Here is a 17,441-nt window from a genome sequence, read left to right on the forward strand (position 1 = left end):
CTTTAAGTCGGGGAGTTTTTCCATTTCTCTATCTAATGTCTATCTCGTCTTCTTGTCAAGGGGGTTGAGCAATTACCAAAATTTTATGCAATAGGTATTGTAAACTTGAATCGCTAAGTATAACATTACGGTAAGCCAAGGGTAATATAATAGATGCACAAAAACATCGAATAATATAGGTAAGTTATCCTAAAAAAATAACAGACATGATACTTGAAACTCAGAGATTGGTTTTGAAACAGATTTTGGATAGCGACCTCAACACGCTCCACCGAATTTTCACTGATTCCTATGTCAGGAGATATCTGTGTGACGGCGAAATCTGGTCGCTGCAACAAGTAGAAGAAATGCTTGCCGAGAATCAAAAGCTTTTTTCAGAAAAGAAATTCGGTCTTTGGTCGATCGAGACAAACACCGAGCAAGAAGTCATTGGATTTGTGGGTTTGTGGTATTTTTTTGAAGAAGAACAGCCCCAGTTAGTTTACGCATTGCTGCCAACAGCAACTAAAAAAGGCTACGCTACTGAAGCTGCAACCAAAATATTGGAGTATGGTTTTAATGAACTTGGCTTTAACTATCTTGTCGCAAGTTGCGATCGCCCAAACATTGAGTCGCAAAAAGTCGCAGAAAGACTCGGAATGAGGCAAGTAGAAGAAAGATTTATGAATGGAAATCCGATATTATTCTTTAGAATCGATAAGTAGTAATTAGTAGTAAGGGCGCAATGCACAAATGGCTTTCGGTGGTGGGGATTGGCGAAGACGGATTATCGGGATTGAGTGCGATCGCCTCTACCCTCCTCTCTCGATCTCAAGTCGTTGTCGGCGGTGCCCGTCACCTAGCAATGCTACCAACCGACGACACCCGCGAACAATTGCTTTGGACATCGCCGATCCAAGCGACAGTCGATCAAATCATCCGCCGCCGGGGACAGTCTGTGTGCGTGCTCGCAACCGGCGATCCGATGTGTCACGGTATTGGCGTCACGCTGTCGCGCAAAATTCCTATTTCGGAAATGACTGTGATTCCCGCTGCATCGGCTTTTAGTCTTGCTTGCGCCCGTCTGGGCTGGGCTTTGGCGGATGTTGAGACTTTCAGTTTGACAAATCGCCCGATCGCATCGATCGCCCTTGCTTTCTCGCCGGGGGCGCGCTTGCTGGTGTTGAGCGCTGACAGACACACGCCGGGAAAGGTGGCACAATTGTTGACGCAGCGGGGGTTTGGCAGCAGTTTGATGACGGTGTTCGAGCGGATGGGATCGGAAGCGGAACGGCGGATCGAGGGGGTAGCAGCAGCCTGGAATGCAGCGGATTTGGCGGATTTGAACACGATCGCGATCGCAGTTGCAGCCGATCGACAAACTCTTATCCTTCCCCGAACTGCCGGTTTGCCGGATGCTGCTTATCGCCACGACGGACAACTTACTAAGCGGGAGGTTAGAGCCGTTACTCTGTCAACGTTAGCACCGATTCCGGGTGAGTTGCTGTGGGATGTGGGCGCGGGCTGTGGCTCGATCGCGATCGAATGGATGCGGAGTCATCCTCGGTGCAGGGCGATCGCGATCGAACGCGATCCGACTCGATTGCAATACATCGCTGAAAATGCCTCGACTTTCGGCGTTCCCGAACTCCAAATTGTCGCGGGAGAAGCGCCGGAAACCCTGACAAATTTGCATCAACCGAATGCTATTTTCATCGGCGGCGGTGTCACCGCAGAAGCTGTGCTGGAAACTTGCTGGAATGCTTTAGGTGAAGGCGGCCGATTAGTTGTTAATGCGGTCACAGTTGAGAGCGAGTTTAAAGTTTTGCAATGGCACGATCGTTATGGTGGGGAACTCATTAGAATTGGGATTCAGCGAGTAGGGGCGATCGGTTCTTTTCAGGGTTGGAAACCGCTTGCGCCGGTGACTCAGTGGGCGGTAGTTAAAACCTAAAAGCCGATTCTTGCCTAGAAAGCTATGATAAATAAAGATATTATTGTCCTACTTTTGGCACAATTAACGGTTGATTATCAAAACACTAAATCCGAGCGCAAAGAGATATCTCAGAGGTATCTTGGTTCCGAAGAAGATTTATCGTTTTTGGAGGAGCTTGAGTTAGTGACAGTTAGCATTCGCGGTTATGCTAGTCAGATTGAGGCTAGCGCGGGAGTTGATAACCGGGAGGAAGCGATCGCAAATTTACATCAGCTTAGGGTGTTCGATCGTTCTGCGATTGCTGAGTTTTATGCTGAAACGCGATCGGGCTATCTTCAAATGCGGTCTTATATCCGAATGCTAGACTATTTGCGGCTGCTGGTGTTGGAGTATTTGCAAATGGAATAGAGTTCCAGATAAGTTAGTTTACCAGACAACGTAGCCACCTCGACGATCGGCAATTTCTTGCTCTAACTCAACTTCATTGAGGAGTTTCATACCGTTGGCTATCGCCCGTTGGCGAAGTTTCCACAGGGTTTGACCGAGTTGTGTTTTGGGGGTAAATTCAGGTGAAGATTTGAGCGCTAGAGCTTGGGTAAACTGAAGGACTTTTGCGCGATCGGCGGGGGCAAGTTCGCGCCAGTATTGTAGGAGGATTTCTTCGGGAGGCCTGGAAACTTTTTGGGCGTAACTCTATAATTTATTTTACTCTTTTACAATCGATCGGGTCAATGCCATTGGCGATAATAATCTACTTTATGCCCATAATCTTTGAACAGCATAAGCATCAAACATTTCCTCGTGGCTGACTAAATAGGCATCTTCTGTCCACTACGCTAAGATGAAGGCAGGTTTACATTGTCTTATGAGGTCGTTATGACCAGTTCGCTATCATCTACAAGCCTTTCTCGCTATGTCACCCGCAATCCTGAAGTTTTGCAGGGGGAACCGATTATTGCAGACACTCAAGTTACGGTACGGGATATTGTGGTGTTTTGGAAATCAGGAATAAAGCCTGAAGAAATCCCACAGAAGTTACTTCAACTCGTGACGGCAGCTCAAGTGTTTGATGCGATTAGCTTTTATCTGGATAATCAGCCAGAAATTGACGATCGGATTGCTTGGTATGAGGCGCGTCCGATGTTGAATGTTTCACCTCTTTTGAGATGTAACCCGTTGTTGAATGAAGTCACGGAATATGTTCAGACCTATCGCCAAGATCGAAATGCTGATATCGATTTTCCTGAGTCTGAGACCCTATGAATCAATATATTCTCGATACCGACCATCTCACACTCTTGCAACACTCTAATCCACTCATATTGCAACGTTTTGAAACTCTCCATATTAGCGATGTTGCTATTACTGTCATCAATGTTGAGGAATTGATTCAGGGCTGGTTCAATGCAATTCGTCAAGCTTCGCAACCCGGACAGAAGCAACGCTTAACTTGGGCTTATGTGGGTTTGAGATCGGCTGTTAAATTTCTCAACGATTTTCTAGTTCTGGATTTTACCGAGTCAGCTTGCGAGCAATATTTGGCGCTGCGCCGTCAGGGAATACGAATTGGGACACAAGATTTGCGGATTGCGTCCATTGCTTTGGTTAATAACTCAATTTTAGTGACGCGAAATCGACAAGATTTTGCACAAGTCCCAGGACTGGTTTTGGAGGATTGGACATAACAATTGCCAAGCCAAGCTTATCCGGCATTTCCAACTTCTGCGAGATGCCAAAATGTGATGCCACCTTCATTATGACTGAGCAAAATCCCCAAATCTTCCAGACTTTCTAAACAGTCGAGAATGACTTTTTGTTTGCGATTGGCACCTTTGAAATGGGCGGTGACTTGGGCGGCTGTCCATTCGCCGCTTTGGGTGCGGAATAAGTCGCGGATGGCCCAAAGTTGCTCTTTGAGGGTTTTGGGGAAAGGTTGTTGTTCCGTGGGAGTAATGGCGGTTTCGGTTTCGGTGGTGATACCTGCAAGGGATGGTTGGATGTAGGTTTCGCCGGGGGCTTGGTAGTCGGGGCGCAGCCAGCGAATGAGTCCGTTGCGTTCTTCCTCGGCGCGTTGGGCGTTGAGGGTGACGAGGTTTTCCAGGATTTGGTCGTCGGTGAGGGTGGGTTCCCAACCATAGGCAGCAAATACGGCGGCATCGAGTTCGTCGTGGATTTGTTTGAGGGTGGAGACTAGGGCTTTTTGGTTGAAGGCTTTGTCTTTGTCGTCGAGGGGTTCGCCTTGGCGGAGTTTTTCGAGGAGGTTGTACATCCCGGTGATGGTGATTTCGGGGTGAGTGGCTTGGACTCGTTTGCGGTGGCTGTCGAGGCGTTCTCCGAGTTCTCGGATGGTTTGTTTTTGGTTGTCGGTTGGGTCGGGGAAGGGGAAGGGGTCGAAGCAAACGGTTTTGGAATAAATTGGACGATCCTCCAAAGTTCCACCTGCTGCCAGCGACCAAGTAACATGAACTCTGCTAGAGAGAACTCCCAAGAAATAAGCATCATCAAGGGCGATCGCAATCAACCTTTTGTCAGGTAAAACTTGTGAATCAAGGAAAGCAAAAACTCGATGCTTACTCGTCTCAACCGTAGCGATATAACGTTGCAATCCTTTGATAGCAGATCTAAGGTCTGGTCGCGGTCTTTCAAAAAGCCACCAATTTTCACGTAGTCTTTTATCTCGGCTTGTTTCTCTTTGAGGTTTCACTCTCTCTAGTACCCACTGATAGGCTTTAGGATACATTCGTTGGACTTCTTCAATCTTCAAGTTAAAAAGATCTATGACTTTTACATTGCGAGAGGTTTGCATAAAATCTCTACCATGTAAGTATGAGAAAATCACTTCATTTTCAACTTTCTCAACATTCTCTGATTCAAGAATGAATCCTGGTCCACATAACTGGACTCCCGGACAAGATAACTTTTCATTACTATTCAAAGGAAGAGTGCTGCCGACATCCGATCCTGATTGAAGATTGCTAAATATCTTTCCAATACTCTTCCAAGAAATTGTGAGAGATTCTGCGGAGTCTTCTGGTGTTTCTCCAAGCTCTGTTGAAGTTACAGTTCCCATCCTAATATTTTGGGCTAGATTTTCTGCTTTTTTGAGTTCTCCAGCAGTCATTGCAATTCTGACTGATGCACCTTCATCAACCCAAGGATGATCGGGAACAGTAAAAAATAACTGAATTGGATTATTTTGGGATTGATGATATTCTACGACTTTTCTTTGTCGAACTTGACTAAGTGTATTTGTCGTAATCAGCCCAAATGTATAAATCTTCCCTATTCTGACTAATTCGGCTGCCTTGTGCCACCAGTACATCACAAAATCAACAGTATCCGGTACATCTTTATAAACTTTCCTCAATGCTTCTACATACCCATCCCCCAAAATTTCGCGCATTTTAAAGTTCCCAATAAACGGCGGATTAGACACAATATAATCCGCCTCCTGCCACTCGGCCGCCCTCGGATTCAAATACCGATAAATCGTCACTTGGTTTGTCGCATCGGGAATATCTTCCCCCGTCACCGGACTTTTCATCATCCGTCCGCCCCAGCGAGTTCTCACCTTCCCCGCCGCATCCACATCCGGTTCCATCCCGTCATAGGCCAACACTGCATCCCCCCATTCAATATTTTTGTACTCGCGCAATACAGGTTCGATCGGCGGAATATCGCCAAACCGCCGAAAATGCCACTGCAAATACCCAATCCAAATCACCAAATCTGCGATCGCCGCCGCCCTAGGATTAATCTCAATTCCCAAAAACTGACTCGGATTAACTTGAGCAATATCTAACCGCAACTGCGCCGATCCGGTGACATCCTCCAAGCGCCGCAACACCTCCGATTCCAACCCCTTCAACAAATCCAACGTGACATAGAGGAAATTACCCGATCCGCAGGCCGGATCGAGAATCTTTACCCCTTGTAACTCGGTCAGAAATGCCTCTAAAACTGATTGCACCTTTTTCCTTTGATTTGCAGTCGGTTCCGATTCCCCCGCGTTGAGCAACTGTTTAACCTCCGCTTGTACCGCAATCCAGCGATCGCCCAAAGGCTCCATCACCACGGGTTTTACCAACCGTTCCACATACGATCGCGGCGTATAATGCGCCCCCAACTTACTCCGTTCCCTCGAATCCAGCGCCCTTTCCAACAACGTCCCAAAAATCGCCGGTTCCACATTGCACCAATCCCGCTTCGCCGCCTGCAACAATACCTCCAACTGCGCCTTTGTCAAAGCAAACGCCTGCGACTCCGCAAACAATCCGCCATTAAACCGCAACAATTTGCCATGAAAACCAAAACTCGTCCCCTCATTCATCGCCTCCCACAGCGCCTCTACCTCCGGCTTAAAAGTCTTCGGATTGAGAATCCACCGCGTTTCCAGCGCCTGCGTAAACAAATGTTCTTTGAGTAACCCCACATCCTCAGCAAACATGGTGAAAATACAACGCATCAAAAACTGGGCGACTTGCTGCGGATCGACATTCGCCTCCATCCGCTTCGCCAACTCTGCCAAATCCGCCGCTACTTCCCGCGTCACCCGCGCTGCAATTTTCTCTGGATTGCGCTGTTGGGGATTGCTAAAAATATCGACAAACAAATCGAAAACATCGGCTTTCCGCAACTCCATTAGCCCGATTTCTCGCCGCGCCCCATAGCCGCCGTAATCGCCGCTAAAACCCATCCACAATTCAAAATGATCGCCAATATCGCAAGTCAACAAAAACGGCGGTTTGCTGCTGAGACTGCGCGTATAGGCGATCGCCTGCACAAACGCTTTTTCCATCTCTCGCAAATAGGTATTGGTTCCCCGTTTTGCCGTTCCTTTTTTACCCGTCGTTCCGCCCTGTTTTGCCTCTATTAAAAAATGCTCGGCTTTGTAAAAATCAACAAACCCCGGAGTCACTTTCCCGCTGGGGTGAAAGATTTTGACATCTTTATCAAAGCAGTAGGGATCGTTGGGAATTCTGCCTTTATCAAAAGGGCGATCGACTCCCAGGGCATCGCACATTTCGGCAAAAAACAACTGGTAGTTTGCCCGTTCGTTACCGCTAGAACCTGCCCAGCGCGTGATGAATGTTTCGACACGCGTGCGATCGGCTTCATTCATGCTTCAATCCTGCTGCTGGCTTTTTCTGGGACTAATCATATCAAATCTGGTTGCACTCCTTATGATATAGAGGAGACGGCAGTGCCGTTTCCCTACAATATTATTTTGGGTAGGGACACGGGACTGCCGTGTCCTCATTTCGGGTAATATTAATTCCGATGCAACAGGAAACGATATCACAAGGAAATTACGAAATTCTTTAATTCTAGATTTTCAAACAAATAGGTTGAGTTTAACAGAATTAAACCCAACCTATTAATTAAATGAGACTTAAGAGTTTAGCCTTGATTCACCACAGTCGGTTTTAAACTTTCCTGTGACTTCGATGGATCTGAACCATTTTGAACTTCCACAGATTCCTTAATCGGTTTCCGGGCTTCAATTAAACTCAAAGCTTTATTGACACTTTCAGGTAAAATCACTACCAAACTCCCGGCAGCAGGCCGATCTAAAACCTTATTAACAGCCGTTGTTTCGTCGAGAATTACCTCGTATTCAACTTGAGATTTGTCTCCTGTTTGCTCATAAATTGCCTCCTCAATCCCTTGGCAAATTAACTTTGCCACGGTACCTGGCTCTCGCCCGCGTCGATCGCTATCTTCCTTGACAATAATGCGATCGAACATCTCGGCCGAAAGTTTGCCCAGCGTGACAAAATCTTCATCTCGCCGGTCTCCAGGGGCGCCGACTACCCCGATCCGCTGTCCCGGCCAATTCAGGACGAAACTGCCCAAAGCTTTGTAGCTGTGGGGGTTGTGGGCGTAGTCGACCAAAGCGTGATAGCTGCCCAAATTAAACAAGTTCATCCTTCCGGGAGTTTGACCGACCGATGCTTGGAAGCTTGACAAAGCCGATCGAATATCTTCTATTTTCAATCCTTGGGCAAAGGCTGCCAAACAAGCTGCTAAAGCATTGGCAATCATAAACGGCGCGCGCCCGCCCATCGTCAGCGGCACGTTCACAGCCTGCTCAATTCTCAGCGTCCAATCGCCTTTCAAGATTGACAAGTAACCATTTTCGTAAATCGCTGCCAGCCCGCCCGCTGCGGTATGTTTGGCAACAAGTTCGTTGTCCGGGTTCATCGAAAAATAGGCAATTTGAGCCTTGACACGCTGCGCCATTTGTGCTACTAACGGGTCGTCTGCATTCAAAACTGCATAGCCTTTGGGCATTACCGACTCGACGAGGACGCTCTTGAGTTTGGCAAGTTGTTCCACGGTGTCGATGTCGCCAATGCCCAAGTGATCGGCCGCGACGTTCAAGACGACGCCGACATCGCACTGATCGAAGCCGAGGCCCGATCGCAAAATTCCGCCTCTAGCCGTTTCCAGCACCGCTACTTCTACCGTGGGGTCAGACAAAATCAATTGAGCGCTCTGCGGCCCGGTATTGTCTCCGGTTTCTACTAAATAATCGCCGATGTAAGTGCCGTCTGTAGTCGTGTAGCCGGTAATCTGACCTGTCTGCTTGACAATGTGGGCAAGCAGGCGAGTGGTTGTAGTTTTGCCGTTGGTTCCCGTTACCGCTAAAATCGGCACCCGGCTGGGTTGAGGCGAGGGGAAAAGCATATCGAAGACAGCGCCGGCGACGTTGCGGGGCAAACCCTGACTCGGGGCGACGTGCATTCTGAAACCCGGTGCTGCGTTGACTTCGACGATGACGCCGTTGACATCGCGCAGGGGTTGGGAGATGTCGGGAGTTACTACGTCAATGCCGGCGATGTCCAAACCGATTATTTTGGCGACTCTGGAAAACAGCCAGACGTTTTCCGGGTGGATTTCGTCGGTGCGATCGACTGCAATTCCACCGGTACTCAAGTTTGCTGTCGCGCGCAAAAATACTCTTTCGCCGGCGGGCACTACGGAGTCGATCGCGTATCCTTGTTTTTGCAGCAAATCCAGGGACAATTTGTCGATCGTGATCCGGGTGAGCACGTTGTCGTGTCCGTCTCCCCGCTGCGGGTCGCGGTTTACTTCTTCAATAAGCTGTTCTACTGTAGACCTGCCGTTACCCACGACGTTAGCGGGCACTCGTTCTGCGACTGCTACGACTTGCCCGTTGACTACCAATACTCTGTGGTCGCGGCCGACGTAATAGCGCTCGACAATCACGCTTTTTGTTTTTGAGGCTGCGCTGGCTAAGTCGTAGGCTTCTTCTGCTGCTTCCCAGGAATTGATGTCGATCGTAATGCCGCGGCCGTGGTTCCCGTCTAGGGGTTTGAGGACGATCGGATAACCGCCGACATCTTCGATCGCCCCTTGCAGTTCGTCCAAATAATTAATCACCGTCCCTCTGGGAACCGGCACCCCGGCGCTGCCGAGGATATTTTTGGTACCTTCCTTGTCGCAGGCCAGTTCTACCCCCAAAACTCCCGTGCGGTTGCTCAGAGTTGCCTGAATCCGTTTTTGGTGAACCCCGTAGCCTAGTTGAATCATAAACCGGGCGCTCAACTGTATCCAAGGAATCCCGCGAGCTTCTGCTTCCTTGATCAGTGTTTCCGTGCTCGGCCCCAGGGCTGCGGACGCAGCAAATTCTCTCAGGTCTCTCAAATCTTGGACTAATTCTGCTGCTGGATAAGTGCCTGTATCGGCAATGCTCTGGCACATCCGCACGCCCGCCCGGGCGGCATAGCGACCTGCTTGTTCGTGTTGATACTCGATTACTACTTGGTAAATGCCTGGGGTCGCAGTCTCGCGGGTGCGGCCGAACCCGACGGGCATTCCTGCCATTTGCTGAAGTTCTAAGGCTACGTGTTCGATTACGTGTCCCATCATTGTCCCTTCTCTGACACGTTGCAGGAAGCCTCCCTGATGCCCTGGAGAACAGTGATGCTCGTTCAAACTCGGGAGCGCGGCGATCAACCCTTCGTAGAAGCCAGGAATTTCAGATGTGGTTTTATCCGCCCACTCCTCTAAATCCAAACGCATCAGGACGAGTTTGTGGCGTCGGATGCTCCAGTAGTTGGGGCCGCGTAAGGTCTGGATTTTAAGTATTTTCATGGTAGTTAGAGGGGTATGGGGCGCGAAATCTTATAGATAATTGGAGCATTTATTCAATTTCGATCTAGATTGCTCGATCGACTGTTCGCTGCGAACAGTTTGGTAGTGAATTTCCAGTTATGGGCTACCCAATTGAAAATTCATGCCCCAGCGATCGGTGAAAAACAAGTACAGGTCAACGGCAGGAAAAAACTCAAAGCCCGAAGGTAGAATTTTCTGTGATTCTGCCTTCTGGCGTCAGCCCGTGGCTGCTTCGGAATCTATTCTTTTGTTGTATCCATTATTGGTGGCAATGTCGCATAATTTCTGCTTTATCAATAACTCTGAAATTCTGCGTTAGTTGGCTGTGCGGCATTCTGGGGGCCAGCCAGACTCGGAACAGGCTGCCGATGGCATTGGTTTGCCTAGGGGCATATTGTAACAATCTCCGTGACACAGAACGTGCAAGCGCATATTGAAGAGACTTAAGGGTTCTGTCGCTCCTACTACCGACTCATTGGTATAAAAATTTTCCCGAGAATCAACAATAGTCACAGTGCCTTTACCGAGAATTTTCATAGTATCGTCTCCCTCAAACAAGGCGCAGGTGTCTTCGTCAATACCAATAGCGATGCGATCGGGATGGCAAGCCACAGCCGACAGCAAGCGAGCCATGCGGTTGCGATTGTGAAAATGCTGGTCTACGATGAGCTCGGGAATAATGTTAAGTCCATTTGCCATGTCTACTAAAGAGCGGTTCGGTGACGCGCCACTCCCGCCGCCTGCAATCATGTGATATCCCATCACCGCAGCACCCGCACTGGTGCCGGCGAGGGTAATCTTGCCTTCGAGAGCTTCTTTGCGAATTTTCTCCATCAGCGGGGTGTCCGCCAGCAGCCCGCAGAGCCTCAGTTGGTCGCCGCCTGTGATGAATACGCCCGTACAATCTTCTAAGTAATCTTTCCAGACAGGGTTTTCGGCTTGTTCGCGTTCGCGGATGTCCACTACTTTGACGGCGCTAACGCCCATTTCGTCAAATATGGTGCGGTAGCGGTTGCTAATGCCTTCGGGATCTCGCGAAGCGCAGGGAACGATCGCCAGCCTCGCGCTTGCACCCCCAGCACGGCAAAAAAAGGTGTTCAAAATCTCTCGCCCGTGAACTTTGTCTTCGGCTCCCCCGATGACCATAATCGAGGTTTTTGTGCGCTGGGGAATATTGTGTTCAAGGGCTTGAGATGTCAACTGCTGCATGGTGTGTCTTCCTCTGTTGGATGTGAAATTCAATTTTGCCGTTGCTGTGGGTACAATAGGGCTTTTTAAGAATAAATTTTTGTTTGTGCGAGTGAGGTGCGATCGCCGATCGCGCTATCCCGCAGTTGTTGGGCGGCAAATTTGCTTGCAGTCGCTGTCATGAAAAACTGATTTATTGTTGTACAAAACGGGCCCGGCGACAAAGGAAGAGAATTTAACTTGCAAAAATTTTCAGAAATTATAAGAAATTATAAAGAATAAAGCAATTACTGAAAACTGAACTCCCCCTAAGGGTCAAACTAGAGGTGATGTATCAATAAATTCCAATAATTGTGCGCTTTGACGTAGTTACCTTATTTCCAGAATTTTTCCGGGCTCCCCTGGAGTCGGGACTGATGGGCAAAGCCTTAGCTAAAAAGATTGCTGAGGTGAATTTTGTCAATCCCCGCAATTTTACCACAGACAAACACCAGCGAGTCGATGACGAGCCTTACGGGGGCGGAGTGGGGATGCTGATGAAGCCGGAACCGATTTTTGCTGCGGTGGAGTCGCTGCCGGTTTTGCCGAGGCGGGAGGTGATTTTGCTGACTCCCCAGGGGGAACCGATGCAGCAGGCGATGTTTCGGGAGTTGGCGGCCGATCGCGATCAGTTGGTGTTGATTTGCGGTCATTATGAGGGTGTGGACGATCGAGTGCTGCATTTGGTAACTCGCGAGGTGTCTTTGGGGGATTTTGTGCTCACGGGGGGCGAAATTCCGGCTTTGGCTTTGATCAATGGGGTTTTGCGATTGCTGCGGGGAACTGTCGCGAAGGAAGATTCGCTGAAGTTTGAGAGTTTTGAAGACGGACTTTTGGATTATCCGCAGTACACTCGACCGGCGGATTTTCGGGGATTGAAAGTGCCCGACGTTTTGCTGTCTGGGAATCACGCGGAAATTGCCCGTTGGCGGAGGGAAAAGCAGATAGAAAAAACTCGATCGCGCCGATCGGATTTGTACGATCGGTGGTTGCAGGAGAGGGGAGAATAAGGTTTGAGGATGTAGCCGTTATTAGTTGGAGCTTCAGGGATGATTAGCACTTTAAAGCTAATAGAACTCCCCAGGCAGCACTAAGTTACAGTTTGGCTTATTGAAGCTTTCAAGCCAACAGCCGCTAAAAGATGTCTTAGTCGCTCGATCTCAGCTTTAGTTCCGACAAAAACAGAACCAGGCATCTTCTTTTTTAAGTTCATCGCTTCAGCTAATGACAATTCCATAGCCTGACGCAGGATTTTTGTTACAACTGTTGCACGTTGTTATTCTTCCAATACAATCAAGTTCCAATTCCCTTCTTTTGCTAAAATTTATTTTCTCATTTCGTTAGGTATAGCATCAGTATTATCTAACGCGATTGCCTCCCCGCAATAAGGACAGCTATAAGATAGATGCCAGACAACTTTTTTGTCGAAGACAGACTGACCAACAGACATCTGTATGTCTTTGCTACTATTACCGCAAATTCCGTAAATCAAGACCATACTTTTTCAGCTATCTCCCCGCAAATATGAAATAATTGTTTTTTGCTATACTTTCCCAAACCTTAAATTTACATGAACATCCGCATCGGCAACGGCTACGACATTCACTGCTTAGTTCCAGAACGCCCCCTCATCCTCGGCGGCGTGCACATTCCCCACGAATTAGGCTTACTCGGCCACAGCGACGCCGACGTGCTCACCCACGCTATCATGGATGCCATGCTTGGAGCTCTCAGCTTAGGAGATATCGGTCTTTATTTCCCGCCCACTGACCCGAAATGGAAAGGTGCTGATAGTCTCGTATTGCTGGCACAAGTCAATCAGTTAATATTAGATAAAGGCTGGGAAATCGGCAATATTGATTCGGTGGTAGTGGCAGAACGTCCCAAGCTGAAACCGCATATTGAGCAAATGCGCGATCGGCTTTCTACTGTCCTACAATTAAAACCAGACCAAATTGGCATCAAAGCTACTACAAACGAAAAGTTAGGCCCCGTGGGGAGAGAAGAAGGAATTGCAGCCTATGCTGTAGTTTTGTTAGTGCTAAAATAGAACTTTAATCTACGTTTTAGGAAGACCAAAACCATGCAAACTGAAACCTTGGATTTAGAGTTACCCATAGACGCAGATATTATCGCATTGGATAAGGACGATCGGGTAGTCGTGCTAATCGAGGTTAAAATTATTCAAGCTCAAGAAACAGCAGCAAAGCAGAGGATTGCTGATTACATGATATCTTGGATGAAAGCTGCGTTAGCGAAGATATCCGAACAACGCACAGTCATTCCCTATGCGATGTTTGTTGACACCGAACAAATTCGGATTTTCAAATGGGACGGCGTGAATTTATCTGAACCTGTTTGCTCTCTAAACACTGGTGAAATACTTCGTTATTATCAGCCTGACTTTGGTAGCAAAGGGATATTTGGACATACGATTGAAACGCTGGTAGAAGCGTGGCTGCATGACTTGGCCTATCACTGGAATTCAGAAATTCCCCCAGCGTCTGAACAGATAGCAGCAATCGGTTTGCTGCCGCTGCTAGCAGGTGGAACAACAAAATCCGGAGTGAAATTAGGTGGCAATTCTATATATCGAGACCAACTTTTTGATGAGTATTGCTACAGGGCGCGAGGCTGAAGCAATTATGTTGCTGCGGGATTTCTCATCATCAGTTCAGTTGGTTATACCCAGCATTTGTTATATGGAGTCTCTGTCGGCTTTAGAGGACGAGTTGAAGCGACAAAAGTATTTTAAGGAACAGCTAGGGCGTCAAATCAGTGAAACAAAGCGAGATGTGACATCTGAACAGGTCGCATCTCTATCTTTGCACCTAGAAAAGTCATTGATTTACTATAGCAATCGAATAGATGAAATTCAATTTCGCTTGCGTGAAGCAATTTATATGCTGTCGCAAAATGCAGAAATGATTGTATTAAATACAGAGATTATCGAAGCCAGCTTAAACACAACTATCATCGAAAAAGACCCAACAGACAATTTGATTTTACACTGTATCTTGAGTCATGCCCGCTTGCGCCCCACAGAAACCAAAGCATTTCTAAGTGGCAACGTCAAAGAATTTGGCAAACTACCCGAAGTTAAATATGCTTTGGAGGAAGTAGGGATAAAGTATTTTTCGCGCACTGAAGACTTTCTCGGTTGGTTACAATCTCAGTCATAGTTGCACGCAGGTGGTAAACTAAAAAATTATGAAAATTTCTATGATGCTACATTCAAGACTGCGCTGGCTGGCGATTTTACTGGCGGCAATTGCCACAATAACTCTGTCTGCGTGTACTCCAGCCCGATCGAACTTAGTAAACAGGCTCATCGTTCCCACCCCCAGCGGCCCGGGTACCTTTAACTACCCGCTAAACCAATCTGCATACAGCGTTTTTGGCTATATGTACGAGGGATTGATCAACGAAAACGGCTTGACATCGGAGTTAGAACCCGGTTTAGCCGAGTCCTGGGAAGTTTCTAAAGATGGCAAAAAGATTGTCTTCACCCTGCGAGATGGATTGAAATGGTCGGACGGCGAACCGATGACTACTGATGACATTATCTTCAGCTATGAAAAGATTTATTTCAATGACAAAATTCCTAGCGGTTTGAAAGATAATCTGAGGGTTGGCATGAGTCGCCAATTCCCAAAAGTTAAAAAAATTGACAGCCGCCGCGTTGAATTTTCCGTTGCAGAACCCTTTGCTCCATTTATTAGATATGCTGGGGGAATCCCAATTTTACCAGCTCATATTTTACAGGAAGCTGTCGAAAATACAGATGCAGACGGCAAGCCTAAATTCCTGACTACTTGGAACACGGATACTGACCCTCAAAAAATAGTCGGCAACGGTCAATATCGAATGCTGAGCTATACTCCTAATCAGCGCGTTGTTTTGGAAAAAAATCCGTATTATTGGCGCAAAGATGCGGAGGGAAATCTTCAGCCTTATATCCAGCAAATTGTTTGGCAAATTATCGAAAATACTGACAATCAACTGCTGAATTTTCGATCGGGCGATTTGGATACTCTGAACGTGGAGCCGGAAGTGTTTCCCCTGCTGAAACGGGAGGAAAAACGCGGCAAATATACGGTTTTTAACGGCGGGCCGGATACTGGCAGCGTGTTTATGTGTTTCAATCTGAATAAGGGGCGCAATGCTCAAAATCAGCCGTTTGTAGACCCGGTTAAATCTCGGTGGTTCGCAAGTAAGGAATTTCGGCAGGCGATCGCCTACGGCATCAACCGATCCGCCATGACTAACAATATCTATCGCGGACTTGGCGCGCCCCTGCATTCCCCAATTCCGGCCCAAAGCCCGTTCTACCTGTCCCCAGAACAGGGATTGAAAACTTACAGTTACGATCGGCAAAAAGCGAAAGAGTTGCTGTTAAGTGCTGGTTTCAAGTATAATAGTAACGGCGAATTGTTGGATGCTGATGGCAACAAAGTGCGATTTACTTTGTTGATGGCTGCCGGTAAAAAAGTTCGGGAACAAATGGCAACGCAAATTAAGCAAGACTTGGGCAAACTGGGGATGCAAATTGATACGCAGTTCCTGAGTTTTAACACTTATGTAGAAAAGCTGCGATTGACGCGGAATTGGGATACTTACCTCGGCGGTTTTACGGGAGGTACTGAACCGCACAGCGGCTACAATATTTGGTCTGTTAACGGCACGCTGCACAGTTTCAACCAGGGCCCGCAAGCCGGAGAACCGCCGATTAAAGGTTGGGAAGTGTACGACTGGGAGCAGAAAATCGATGACCTTTATGTGAAGGCTTCTCAGGAGCTTGACGAGGCGAAGCGCAAGGAGCTTTATGGAGAAACGCAGCGGATTATAGCGGAACAAGTTCCTTTTGTTTATATGGTAAATCCGCTGACTTTCGAGGCGGTGCGCGATCGCGTTTCGGGAATTCGCTACAGTGCCCTCGGCGGTGCTTTCTGGAATTTGTACGAGTTGAAAATAACAGAATAGTCAGTCGATTTTAGATTTTAGATTTTAGATTTTAGATTTGATTTACTCTAAAGATGAATCGGGGAACTTGAACCTTAGTCTAAAATTTGGGGTCGATCGCGACAGAAGTCGGGGGCGTGTATCCGTTTTTGGGCGGATCGTTAATCAGCAGTTATTAGTCATTAGTCAGTCATTAATTAATGGAACCTGAAATTTTACAGAAGTTACTCGAATCTGTGGCTGCCGGCGATATTAGCCCGATCGCAGCTTTGGATAAATTAAAGCATTTTGACTTTGAACAAGTCGGCGATTTTGCCAAAATTGACCACCACCGCACTCTCAGAACGGGTTTTCCAGAAGTAATTTGGGGCCCGGGGAAAACGCCCGACCAAATTGTTGAGATTGTCGAGGCGATGCGCGGGCGAAATTCTGCGGTGATGGCGACGCGAATCGAACCGGAAGTTTTCGAGCAATTGCAGCAAAAAATACCCGATTTGTGCTACTACCAAAAGGCTCGAATTTGTGCAATTTCTGCTAATTCCCCAACTCCGCAGCATCCGGGCACTGTGACTATTATCAGTGCGGGAACGGCGGATTTGCCTGTAGCGGAAGAGGCGGCAATTACTGCGGAACTTTGCGGTTTTCAGGTGCGGCGTTTGTGGGATGTCGGAGTTGCCGGCATTCACCGCTTGCTGAGCAACCGGCACGTTATTGCCGGTGCTGATGTGTTGATTGCGGTGGCCGGTATGGAAGGTGCTTTGGCGAGTGTGGTTGCTGGTTTGGCAGATTGTCCGGTGATTGCTGTGCCGACGAGTGTAGGTTACGGCGCGAGTTTTGGCGGGATTGCTCCTCTTTTAACTATGCTAAATTCTTGTGCCGCTGGTGTGGGCGTGGTGAATATTGATAACGGGTTTGGGGCGGCGATTTTGGCTTGTCAAATTCTCAGAACTGCTGGCAAAGTGGGGAGAATCGGAGAGGGGGAGAATCGGAGAGAGGGGGAATAGTTAGAAACCCCCTCTATCAGATAAGACTAAGGTCAACTGTCACAGGACGAGCGATTTTTAGGGTGCATCTTGCACCATTCTCAAGAACAGGCAAGATGCCTGTTCCACAAAGAGTAGACCTCTTGCAAAAGTCATTCTGAAAGGTTAAGTTCATAGTTATAGATGCCTGCAATCAGGTTGAAGCGTAAACC

Annotated in this window: 14 protein-coding genes; 11 read left to right on the forward strand and 3 right to left on the reverse strand. The window is 47.8% G+C overall.

Annotated features, from left to right (window positions below):
* Positions 1-206 precede the first annotated feature (206 nt).
* The 5 genes from QUB30_RS31155 to QUB30_RS31175 all read left to right on the forward strand — a co-directional run bounded on the left by QUB30_RS31155 (position 207) and on the right by QUB30_RS31175 (position 3,600).
* Positions 207-704 (forward strand): GNAT family N-acetyltransferase, encoded by a 498-nt coding sequence (locus QUB30_RS31155; protein WP_333341828.1) that lies wholly within the window; start codon positions 207-209, stop codon positions 702-704.
* A gap of 20 nt (positions 705-724) precedes the next feature.
* Positions 725-1,933 (forward strand): precorrin-6y C5,15-methyltransferase (decarboxylating) subunit CbiE, encoded by a 1,209-nt coding sequence (gene cbiE / locus QUB30_RS31160; RefSeq protein ID WP_333341829.1) that lies wholly within the window; start codon positions 725-727, stop codon positions 1,931-1,933.
* Between the two features lie 24 nt (positions 1,934-1,957).
* Positions 1,958-2,323, forward strand: a complete 366-nt coding sequence (locus QUB30_RS31165; protein WP_333043044.1) for a hypothetical protein — start codon at positions 1,958-1,960, stop codon at positions 2,321-2,323.
* Between the two features lie 468 nt (positions 2,324-2,791).
* Complete coding sequence (locus tag QUB30_RS31170; RefSeq protein ID WP_333043041.1) at positions 2,792-3,178, forward strand: DUF433 domain-containing protein; 387 nt, start codon at positions 2,792-2,794, stop codon at positions 3,176-3,178.
* On the forward strand, positions 3,175-3,600 hold the full coding sequence (locus tag QUB30_RS31175; protein ID WP_333245264.1) for a type II toxin-antitoxin system VapC family toxin: 426 nt from the start codon (positions 3,175-3,177) through the stop codon (positions 3,598-3,600). The genes QUB30_RS31170 and QUB30_RS31175 overlap by 4 nt, the downstream gene beginning before the upstream one ends.
* 17 nt (positions 3,601-3,617) lie before the next feature.
* On the opposite strand, the gene QUB30_RS31180 is transcribed toward QUB30_RS31175, so the two are convergent.
* From QUB30_RS31180 to QUB30_RS31190, 3 genes are all read right to left on the reverse strand, one after another.
* Positions 3,618-7,037, reverse strand: coding sequence for a DNA methyltransferase (locus QUB30_RS31180; protein ID WP_333341832.1), 3,420 nt, complete (start codon positions 7,035-7,037; stop codon positions 3,618-3,620).
* A gap of 278 nt (positions 7,038-7,315) precedes the next feature.
* Positions 7,316-10,036: a cyanophycin synthetase gene (gene cphA, locus QUB30_RS31185; RefSeq protein WP_333341833.1), complete on the reverse strand. Its 2,721-nt coding sequence runs from the start codon at positions 10,034-10,036 to the stop codon at positions 7,316-7,318.
* A 336-nt stretch (positions 10,037-10,372) separates the two neighbouring features.
* On the reverse strand, positions 10,373-11,266 hold the full coding sequence (locus tag QUB30_RS31190) for a cyanophycinase (RefSeq protein WP_333341835.1): 894 nt from the start codon (positions 11,264-11,266) through the stop codon (positions 10,373-10,375).
* A gap of 332 nt (positions 11,267-11,598) precedes the next feature.
* Between QUB30_RS31190 and trmD the strand changes: the two genes are divergently transcribed.
* The 6 genes from trmD (at position 11,599) to larB (ending at position 17,250) form a co-directional block, all read left to right on the forward strand.
* Positions 11,599-12,294 (forward strand): tRNA (guanosine(37)-N1)-methyltransferase TrmD, encoded by a 696-nt coding sequence (gene trmD, locus QUB30_RS31195; RefSeq protein WP_333341837.1) that lies wholly within the window; start codon positions 11,599-11,601, stop codon positions 12,292-12,294.
* Between the two features lie 560 nt (positions 12,295-12,854).
* A complete protein-coding gene (gene ispF, locus QUB30_RS31200; RefSeq protein ID WP_006635867.1) occupies positions 12,855-13,334 on the forward strand; it encodes a 2-C-methyl-D-erythritol 2,4-cyclodiphosphate synthase in 480 nt (159 codons plus the stop codon).
* A gap of 33 nt (positions 13,335-13,367) precedes the next feature.
* Positions 13,368-13,922, forward strand: coding sequence for a hypothetical protein (locus tag QUB30_RS31205; RefSeq protein WP_333341839.1), 555 nt, complete (start codon positions 13,368-13,370; stop codon positions 13,920-13,922).
* Positions 13,894-14,466 carry a PIN domain-containing protein gene (locus QUB30_RS31210; RefSeq protein ID WP_333341841.1) on the forward strand — a complete coding sequence of 191 codons (573 nt, stop codon included), beginning with the start codon at positions 13,894-13,896 and terminating at the stop codon, positions 14,464-14,466. Before QUB30_RS31205 ends, QUB30_RS31210 begins: the two co-directional genes overlap by 29 nt.
* A gap of 40 nt (positions 14,467-14,506) precedes the next feature.
* Entirely contained in the window at positions 14,507-16,267 is a 1,761-nt protein-coding gene (locus tag QUB30_RS31215) for an ABC transporter substrate-binding protein (protein WP_333341843.1), read from the forward strand.
* 179 nt (positions 16,268-16,446) lie between these two features.
* A complete protein-coding gene (larB, locus tag QUB30_RS31220; RefSeq protein WP_333341845.1) occupies positions 16,447-17,250 on the forward strand; it encodes a nickel pincer cofactor biosynthesis protein LarB in 804 nt (267 codons plus the stop codon).
* Positions 17,251-17,441: the final 191 nt, after the last annotated feature.

The organism is Microcoleus sp. BROC3, from assembly GCF_036702515.1.
GTDB lineage: Bacteria > Cyanobacteriota > Cyanobacteriia > Cyanobacteriales > Microcoleaceae > Microcoleus.